Source organism: Candidatus Methylomirabilota bacterium, assembly GCA_035709005.1.
Classification (GTDB): Bacteria; Methylomirabilota; Methylomirabilia; order Rokubacteriales; family CSP1-6; genus 40CM-4-69-5.
The window spans coordinates 1-9250 of record DASTFB010000064.1; the positions used below are offsets into that span (position 1 = coordinate 1).

General features: G+C 69.5%; 10 protein-coding genes and 1 tRNA gene. All 11 read left to right on the forward strand.

Features of this window, described 5'->3' with window-relative positions; translation table 11 throughout:
- Positions 1–50: 50 nt before the first annotated feature.
- Positions 51–2486, forward strand: a complete 2436-nt coding sequence (locus VFR64_10210; protein HET9490111.1) for a sodium-translocating pyrophosphatase — start codon at positions 51–53, stop codon at positions 2484–2486.
- A 3-nt stretch (positions 2487–2489) separates the two neighbouring features.
- On the forward strand, positions 2490–3122 hold the full coding sequence (locus tag VFR64_10215) for a VTT domain-containing protein (GenBank protein ID HET9490112.1): 633 nt from the start codon (positions 2490–2492) through the stop codon (positions 3120–3122).
- 5 nt (positions 3123–3127) lie between these two features.
- Positions 3128–3979, forward strand: a complete 852-nt coding sequence (locus tag VFR64_10220; GenBank protein ID HET9490113.1) for a lysophospholipid acyltransferase family protein — start codon at positions 3128–3130, stop codon at positions 3977–3979.
- Positions 3980–3984: 5 nt separating this feature from the next.
- Entirely contained in the window at positions 3985–4620 is a 636-nt protein-coding gene (locus VFR64_10225; GenBank protein HET9490114.1) for a hypothetical protein, read from the forward strand.
- Between the two features lie 196 nt (positions 4621–4816).
- Positions 4817–6151, forward strand: coding sequence for a transglycosylase SLT domain-containing protein (locus VFR64_10230; protein HET9490115.1), 1335 nt, complete (start codon positions 4817–4819; stop codon positions 6149–6151).
- Positions 6148–6390, forward strand: a complete 243-nt coding sequence (locus VFR64_10235) for a MoaD/ThiS family protein (protein HET9490116.1) — start codon at positions 6148–6150, stop codon at positions 6388–6390. Before VFR64_10230 ends, VFR64_10235 begins: the two co-directional genes overlap by 4 nt.
- A gap of 90 nt (positions 6391–6480) precedes the next feature.
- Positions 6481–6578, forward strand: a tRNA-Sec gene (locus VFR64_10240).
- Between the two features lie 10 nt (positions 6579–6588).
- Complete coding sequence (locus tag VFR64_10245; GenBank protein ID HET9490117.1) at positions 6589–7119, forward strand: DUF3105 domain-containing protein; 531 nt, start codon at positions 6589–6591, stop codon at positions 7117–7119.
- Positions 7097–7582, forward strand: a complete 486-nt coding sequence (locus tag VFR64_10250; protein HET9490118.1) for a hypothetical protein — start codon at positions 7097–7099, stop codon at positions 7580–7582. Before VFR64_10245 ends, VFR64_10250 begins: the two co-directional genes overlap by 23 nt.
- A gap of 2 nt (positions 7583–7584) precedes the next feature.
- A complete protein-coding gene (locus VFR64_10255) occupies positions 7585–7869 on the forward strand; it encodes a hypothetical protein (protein HET9490119.1) in 285 nt (94 codons plus the stop codon).
- On the forward strand, positions 7859–9250 hold a 1392-nt coding region (gene selA / locus VFR64_10260; protein ID HET9490120.1), incomplete at its 3' end, for an L-seryl-tRNA(Sec) selenium transferase. The genes VFR64_10255 and selA, both read left to right, overlap by 11 nt.

Consider the following 9250-nt stretch of genomic DNA (forward strand, 5'->3'; position numbering starts at 1 on the left):
CTCCCTGGTTCGTCGCTCTACATAGGTAGACCCCAATGAACGTCGCTTCGATGCTGGCCCAGGCGGCCCCGGCCGCCGCCGCCGCCGCGCGCCCCCACACCCCCGGCGGCGAGGTCAACCTCGTCCTGCCCAGCCTCGACCAGGGGAGCTTCTTCGGCCTCACCGGCCACGACTTCCTGCTCGGCGGCCTCGCGGTGTGCGTGCTCGGCCTGCTCTTCGGCCTCCAGAGCTACCTGGCCGTGCGCAAGATGCCGGTGCACGCGGCGATGCGGGAGATCTCGGAGCTGATCTACGAGACCTGCAAGGCGTACATGATCCAGCAGGGGAAGCTGCTGCTGGTGCTGGAGCTGTTCATCGGCACCGTGATGGTGGCGTACTTCGGGCTCACCGGCTCGACCCTCGCCCAGATCCTGATCATCCTGATCTTCAGCCTCATCGGGATCGGCGGCAGCTTCGGCGTGGCCTGGTACGGCATCCGCATCAACACCCTGGCCAACTCGCGCACCGCGTTCGCCAGCCTCCAGGGCCGGCCGTACCCCGTCTACGCGATCCCGCTCCGCGCCGGCATGAGCGTGGGCATGATGCTGATCTCGGTCGAGCTGCTGTTCATGCTCGCCATCCTCCTCTTCATCCCCGGCTCCTACGCGGGGGCGTGTTTCCTCGGCTTCGCCATCGGCGAGTCGCTGGGCGCCTCCGCCCTCCGCATCGCGGGCGGCATCTTCACGAAGATCGCCGACATCGGCTCCGATCTCATGAAGATCGTCTTCAACATCAAGGAGGACGACGCACGCAACCCGGGCGTCATCGCCGACTGCGTGGGCGACAACGCCGGCGACTCGGTGGGGCCGACGGCCGACGGATTCGAGACCTATGGCGTCACCGGCGTCGCCCTCATCTCGTTCATCCTGCTGGCCGTCCGCGAGCCGGCCGTCCAGGTCCAGCTGCTGGTCTGGATCTTCATGATGCGCGTGCTCATGATCGTGGCCAGCGGCGCCTCCTACCTCCTCAACGAGGCCCTCACCCATAGCCGGTACGCCACCGCCACCCGGATGAACTTCGAGGCTCCGCTCACCTCGCTGGTCTGGCTGACGTCCGGCGTCTCGGTGGTGTCGACCTACGTGGCCTCCTACGCGCTGATCGGTGACCTGGGCGACGGCAGCCTGTGGTGGAAGCTCTCCACGGTGATCACCTGCGGCACGCTGGCCGGCGCCATCATCCCCGAGCTGGTCAAGGTCTTCACCTCGACGGAGTCGGCCCACGTGCGCGAGGTCGTGACCTCGGCCCGGGAGGGCGGGGCCTCGCTCGGCATCCTCTCGGGCCTGGTGGCCGGAAACTTCAGCGCCTACTGGCTGGGCATCGTCTTGATGCTGCTGATGGGCGTGGCCTTCCTGGTCAGCACGTTGGGCCTGGCCGCCCTGATGGTCGCTCCCGCCGTGTTCGCCTTCGGCCTGGTCGCCTTCGGCTTCCTCGGCATGGGGCCGGTGACGATCGCCGTCGACTCGTACGGGCCGGTGACCGACAACGCCCAGTCCATCTTCGAGCTCTCGCTGATCGAGCAGCTCCCGGGCGCGGCGGAGGAGGTGCGGCGCGAGCATGGCTTCGCCGTGAACTTCGAGCGGGCCAAGCACCTGCTGGAGGAGAACGACGGCGCCGGCAACACGTTCAAGGCCACCGCCAAGCCCGTCCTCATCGGCACCGCCGTGGTCGGCGCCACCACGATGATCTTCTCCATCATCGTGCTCCTCACCCACGGCCTCACCCAGAACCTGGACAAGCTCTCGGTGCTCCATCCCCCGTTCCTCCTGGGCCTGATCGCCGGCGGCGCCGTGATCTACTGGTTCACCGCGGCCTCGATCCAGGCGGTGACCACTGGCGCCTATCGCGCCGTGGAGTTCATCAAGGCGAATATCCGTCTGGAAGGCGCGACGAAGGCGTCCGTCAGCGACAGCAAACGGGTGGTGGAGATCTGCACCCAGTACGCGCAGCGCGGCATGTTCAACATCTTCCTGACCGTGTTCTTCGCCACGCTGGCCTTCGCCTTCCTGGAGCCGTACTTCTTCATCGGCTACCTGATCTCCATCGCGCTCTTCGGCCTTTTTCAAGCCGTGTTCATGGCCAACGCCGGCGGGGCCTGGGACAACGCCAAGAAGATCGTGGAGGTCGAGCTGAAGGAGAAGGGCACGGCGTTGCACGCGGCCACCGTCATCGGCGACACGGTCGGTGACCCCTTCAAGGACACCTCGTCGGTCGCCATGAACCCCATCATCAAGTTCACCACCCTCTTCGGCCTCCTGGCCGTGGAGCTGGCCGTCACCATCACGGCCGAGCGGGGCGGCGCCCTGACCTACGTCCTGGCGCTGGCCTTCTTCCTGGTTTCGGTGGTCTTCGTCTGGCGCTCGTTCTACCGGATGCGCATCCGGGGCGGCGCCGAGCCGGGGCCCACCGCCGTGCGAAGCGGAGTGCACGAGGCGGCGCGCGGCAACTAGCCGGTGGAGTTGCTCGTTGACCTGGCCAGCGGCCGCTACGCCCTGGACGATCTCGTTCGCTGGGGCGGGTATGTCGTCCTGGTCACGATCGTCTTCACCGAGACCGGCCTGCTGGTGGGCTTCTTCCTGCCCGGGGACTCGCTGCTGATCACGGCCGGCCTGGTGGCCGCCTCGGGGGGTCTGGACATCTGGTGGCTGAATGTCCTGCTCGTCGCGGCGGCGATCCTGGGCGACAGCACCGGCTATGCCATCGGCGCCCGGCTGGGGCCGCGGTTGTTCACCCGCGAGCGGTCGATGCTGTTCAACCCCCGCCACGTCGAGCGGACGCGGCAGTTCTACGCCCGTCACGGGGCCAAGACCATCGTGATCGCCCGGTTCGTCCCGATCATCCGGACCTTCGCGCCGGTCGTCGCTGGCGTGGGCCAGATGGCCTACCGTCGCTTCCTCGTCTACAACGTCGTGGGGGGCGTGGGATGGGTGGTCAGCATGACGTGGGCCGGCTATCTGCTGGGCCGGATCATCCCGGACCTCGACCGGTACATTCACCTCGTGGTGGCGATCGTCATCGTGCTGTCGGTGATCCCGATCGGGATCGAGTTCGCGCGCGAGCGGAGGAAGCGGTCGCCGGCGCCCTGAGGCTCCTGGCCGTCGCCCTCGGGCATGCGCCCTGGGCGGTGGCGAGCTGGCTCGGCCGCCGGCTGGGCGACCTCGCGTGTCTCAGCTTTCCCGGGCGCCGGCGGCTCACGCTCGACAACCTCGCCCGGGCCTTCCCCGAGCTGAGCGCCGCCGACCGCCGGGCGCTCTGCCGGCGCTCATGGCAGCATCTGGGCCTCGTGTTCGTCGAGCTGTGCGCGCTGCTGAGCCGCCCTCTGGACGACCTCCTGTCCCGAATCTCCGTGGAAGGACGAGAGCATCTCGATCGCGCCATGACGACGCACGGCCGGGTCCTCGCGCTGAGCGGCCACCTGGGGAACTGGGAATTGCTCAGCGTCGCCCATCGGGTGACGCCGTATCCGCTGGCCGTGGTGGTCCGGCCCCTGGACTCCCGGTGGCTGAATCCAATCGCCGAGCGGCTGCGGCGGCGCACGGGTGTGGAACTGATCGACAAGCGCGGGGCCCTGCGCCCGGTCCTGACCGCTCTGGCGCGCGGAGGCATGGTCGGTATCTTGCTCGACCAGAACGCCGCCCGCTCCGAAGGCGTGTTCGTTCCGTTCTTCGGCTCCCCGGCCAGCACGTCGCGCTCCGTCGCGCTGCTGGCGCTGCGCACCGGCGCGCCCGTCGTCCCGATCTTCGCGCGGCGTGAGGCGGACGGGCGCCATCGCATCATGGTTCAGGCACCGCTCGACCCGCCCAAGACCAGCGATCGCGAGGCGGCGGTGGCGGAGCTCACGGCGCGCTGCACGGAAGTGATCGAAGCGGCCATTCGCGAGGCACCCGAGCAGTGGCTCTGGATGCACAACCGCTGGCGGACCCGGCCCGTGGCCCCTGCGTGACCGGCATGCTGGTCGGGCTATTGCTTCTGGCCAGCGGGCCGGAAGCTCGCCTCGCGCGCGACGTCCCGATCGACGCGTACCGAACGGCCGCGGCGGCCGGCGCCTTGGGAACGGTCGCCGGGCGCGCCGTCGCCGATCCCAGGCGACCCGGCGAGCCTCCGACCGGCCTGAACGACGTCAGCGTGACGCTGCTCCCCCGCTCCCAGGCCCTGCTGGTCGAGCTCGAGCGTATCCGCGAACAGGCGCGGCGGGAGCCCGACGCGTACCGCTCGTCGGCTCGCGAAGTGGCACGGGCGCGGCGGGACTTCGAGCGCGCCCTGGCTCAGGCCGGTGACGCGGACCTGGTCCGGTTCACCGCGGTGGAGCCGGACGGCGCGTTCGTGCTCCGGCGGGTCCCGGCAGGAGCGTGGCTGCTCATCGCGCAGCGCGCGGTGTTCGTCCCGATAGCGGGTGCTGCTCCATCCCGGCGGGATCGCGAGAGCTTCAGGCCCCGCTCCCGCTTGACCGGGTATCTGGCGGTCACCATCTGGCTGCGGGAATTGACCGTGCGGTCGGGGGAGTCGCAGTCCGTCGAGCTGACGGACCGGAACGCCTGGATGAGAGCGATCGCGGAGGAGCGGGCACCGCAAAGCCGTCGATAAAACTGTCAGAACGGCAACGCGCGCCGGGGGGCGGCCTCCTCGCGTCCGGGCTCGCTCGACTCGGCGGCACACCGACAACTCAGCGATAAACCGGAGCAAACGCACCGGATCCACGCAGTCGTGGAGGCGGCCCTCGTCGTAGCGCGTTGACCCCTCGTCGCGGGCCGTGGTAAATAACGACCAGGCTTTTGATTGTATGACTATTGACGCTCGATTCCTCCATGTCGTCGGGGTGTTGCTGATCGTTCTGGCGTTGGCTCCACTCGCGCCCGCCGGAGCGGATCCCTATCTTTCGCAGGCCGACATCGTCGAGCATCCTGCGTTGCCGCCTGCGCTTCACGACCTCGATCCTGCGCTCGAGCAAGACCCGGGTGACGAGCTGGGCGCCGTCGACACTCGCCCCGAGGATGACGACTCCAACGTCGCCACCGGGATGGATCCGTGGGCCGAGGATTCGGCCGAGGCGACGGCAGAGCTCGACGTCGCCACCGAGATCGATCCGTGGGCCGAGGACGCGGTCGACTCCCGGAAGCCCGTCTACGAGGTAGTGGTGAACGAGAGGGTCAGGTACTTCCTCGATCGCTATACCGGCGATCGTCGGGAGGTCGTGAGCCTGTGGCTGGAGCGCGCCGCCCGTTACCTCGACATGATCCGTGAAGTCTTCCGGGCCCGTGGGCTGCCCGAGGAGCTGGCCTTCGTGGCGATGATCGAGAGCGGCTACAACCCGAAAGCGGTGTCGCGAGCCGGCGCCAAGGGGATGTGGCAGTTCATGGCGCCCACGGCGCGGCGCTACGGGTTGCGCGTCGACCGGTGGGTCGACGAGCGGCTCGACCCGGTCAAGTCGACCGCCGCCGCCGCCGCGTACTTGCAAGACCTGTACAGCCTCTTCGGCTCCTGGGCGCTCGCCAAGGCGGGCTACAACGCGGGCGAGATGAAGGTCGCCAGGGCGATTCGACTGACCGGGACGAACGACTTCTGGGAGCTCGCGCAGAGCCGCTACCTCCGCGATGAGACCAAGAATTTCGTCCCGGCCATCCATGCCGCCACCGTGATCGGTCGTGATCCCTCGCGGTACGGCTTCGAGCCGGGGACGGCGGAGCTTCCGGCGACGGCGGCGGTTCGGGTTCCGCCCCGGACGCGGCTGAGCGTGCTCGCGGCCAAGAGCGGGATCCCGCTGGCCACCCTGCGGGCCCTCAATCCGGTTCTCATCCGGGCCACGACGCCCCCGGGCCGACCGTACGAGCTCACGGTGCCCCTGGCCGACGCCGGGCGGATGCGGGCGGCGGTCGCTCCCAAGAAACGGACCGCGGTCGCCGCGCGGGGCAAGAGTCGGCGGGTCGCCGAGGCGACGGACATCCACGTGGTCCGGCCCAACGAGACCGTGAAGGGGATCGCGCATCGTTACGGCATCAAGGTGGCCGACCTGCTGCGCTGGAACACCCTGCTCGATCCCGATCGGATCCGCCCCGGTGACCGGCTGCGCGTCGTCGAGATCAGGGTGTCGGCCGAGCCCGCGCGCGGGCCTCGGTGACGATCGAAGTCAGGCTCTTCGCCACCTTCGCCTCGTACCTGCCTCCGGGCAGCGGTGGGGGTACCGCGATGATCGAGATGCCTCAGGGCAGCACCGTGGACGATGTCGCCGCGCATCTCGGCATTCCGTCCAGCCTGCCGCGCATCGCACTGGTGAACGGCCAGGATGCCGATCCGGGCCGGCGCCTGAGCTCGGGCGACATCGTGACGCTCTTCCCCCCACTGGCCGGGGGCAGCTGACAGCCCGCCGGGGGCCGCAGCAGGGGCGCGTGTCGTGGCCGGAATGGTACACTCAAACGGCTTCGGGAAAAGCCCAGGAGCTGTTGAAACGGAAGCGTCCAGGAACCCGGTGGGCCTCCCGGACTTCAAATCCGGTGTCCGGCTCTAGACAAGCTGGAGGTGGGTTCGACTCCCACACGCTTCCGCCATCGAGGGAGCATGGCTAAGCGCGATCAGGGGCGGAAGGTGAGTCGGCGTACCCGGCGTCAGTGGCAAGCCGTCGGGCTCGTCGTGGCGGTGCTCGTCGCTGTGGTGGTCGGCTACTTCGCCTATCGGGCGGCGGCCGATCTGCCCGGTGTGTCCATGCCCGACCAGGGCAATCGCCACATCCAGCGGGCCACCGACCCGCACGAAGCCTACAACAGCGACCCGCCCACCTCGGGGTCGCACCTTCCGTACCTCGCCCCCTGGGGGATTCATACCCGACCCATCGAGCGCGAGCTGCAGGTGCACAATCTCGAGGACGGCGGGGTGCTGGTGCAGTACAACTGCGAATGCCCGGAGCTCGTCGAGCAGCTCAAGAGCGTCGTCCGTGATTACGAGAAGTTCGTCATCCTGGCTCCATATCCCGGCCTGAAGCACAAGATCGCGCTGACCGCGTGGACGCGCATCGACACGCTGGATGGGTACGACGAGCGGCGCATCCGCCGCTTCATCGACAGGTACCGTGGGATCGACCATCACAAGTAGGACCGGCCTGGCGGCGCTGTTCCTGGCCCTGTGCGGGTGCTCGCGCCTCTTCGTCTCGCCGCTGTCGCCGCCGACATTCCGGGCCGAGGTGCCCGCCACCTACGAGGAGACCTGGTCCGCATTGGTGCGAGCCCTGGCCCAGCAGAACGTGCCCCTGCGGGCCATCGCCCGCGACTCGGGCGTGGTGGCCTCGGACGAGTTCGTGTCGCCGATCAATCTCTATGCCGACTGCGGGCAGCTGGGCGGTGATCAGCTCGAAGGGGAGGCCCTCGTCTCCTTCACCATCTTCGCCGAGCCCAACGGCGCCACGACCTTGATCCAGGTGAACTCCAAGATGCGCACCCAGGCGCATCGGCGGGGCCACTCCGGCAAGCTCAGGCCCACGCCCGTCTACCAGTGCGCCTCTACGGGACGGTTCGAGGCCAACCTGGTCGACACCGTCCGTGAGTTCGTGAGGAAATAGGCGTGGCGCCGCGCCTGGCCGACCTCGTCCGCAAAGCTCGCCGCCTGGCGGCCGAGCGCGACCGGCTCGTCGACACTCTCGCCACCGAGTGGGCGCGGGCCTTGCGGGGTCAGCGGCTCTCGCCCGCCGACCTCGAAGAGTTCTGGGCGGGCTTGACCGAAGAGGCCGTGCGCCGGGCCGGTCGTATCAACGACGGCCGCTGGACCCAGCAGGCGTGGCGCCGGGAGGCTCAGGAGATCGTCGCGCGGGTCCGCGAGCGCGTCGAGGCCGTGCTCCGTGAGCACTGAGGGGACCTCGGCCCTTCGGGCCCTCCCCTCGGTCGACGCCCTCGTTCGGCAGGTCGCGCAGAGCCCGGAGAGCCGAGCGCTGCCCCGGGCGCGCCTGACGGCGCTGGTCCGCGACGTCCTCGATGCCGAGCGTCAGCGCGTCCGCGCCGGCCGTGACCGTCCCCCGGACGCCAGCAGCCTGGCCGCCCGGATCCTCGAGGAGATCAGGCGTACCGGGCCCTTCTCGCTACGGCCTGTGATCAACGCCACCGGGGTCGTCCTGCACACGAACCTGGGGCGCGCCCTGCTGAGCCCACTGGCGCTGGAGCGGCTCGGAGGGATCGGCGGGGAGTACTCGAATCTCGAGCTGGACCTGGCCTCCAAGGAGCGCGGCTCCCGCTACACGCACGTACAGGCGCTGCTGCGCCGGCTCACGGGCGCCGAGGACGCGCTCGTCGTCAACAACAACGCGGCTGCGGTCCTGCTGGCCCTGGAGACCCTGGCCCACGGGCGCGAGGTGATCGTCTCCCGCGGCGAGCTGATCGAGATCGGCGGCGAGTTCCGGATCCCCGACATCATGCTGCGCAGCGGGGCGGTGCTCAGAGAGGTCGGCACGACGAACCGGACGCACGCCCGCGACTATGCCGGCGCCATCGGGCCCAGCACGGCCCTGCTCCTCAAGGTCCACACGTCGAACTATCGCGTCGTCGGCTTCACCGCCGACGTGGGCTCCCGCGAGCTGGTCGAGCTCGGGCGCGAGCGGGGGCTGCCGGTCATGGAGGACCTGGGGTCAGGGTCGCTGATGGATCTGCGTCCCTGGGGCTTTCCCCACGAGCCCACGGTGCAGGAGGTCGTCGGCAGCGGTGTCGACCTCGTCTCGTTCTCGGGCGACAAGCTGCTCGGCGGCCCCCAGGCCGGAATCATCGTCGGGCGCCGGGATCTGGTCGAGCGGCTCAAGAAGAACCCGTGGAACCGGGCCCTCCGCATCGACAAGCTCACTCTGGCTGCGCTGGAGGCGACGCTCTACGAATACGACGCGGGCCGGGCGCTGCAGACGGTGCCCACCGTGCGCATGCTCACCGAGCCGCTGGCCGACGTCCGCAGCCGCGCCCAGCGCGTCGTGGCCAGAATTCCCCGAGATCTGCGGGCCGGCCTGGCCGCGCGCGTGATCGAGGATCAGGCTCAGGTCGGTGGAGGGGCCCTGCCCACGGTCGAGCTGCCGACCTGCGCCGTGGCGCTCGGGGCCAGCCCCCAGGCGGCCCGCGCCCTGGACGAGGCGCTGCGCCGCGGCGACCCTCCGGTGGTAGGCCGCATCGGCGACGATCGCCTCTTGCTGGACTGCCGCACCGTGCTGCCGTCCCAGGTGACGGCGCTGGCCGCCGCCATCGTCGCCGCCGGTTCT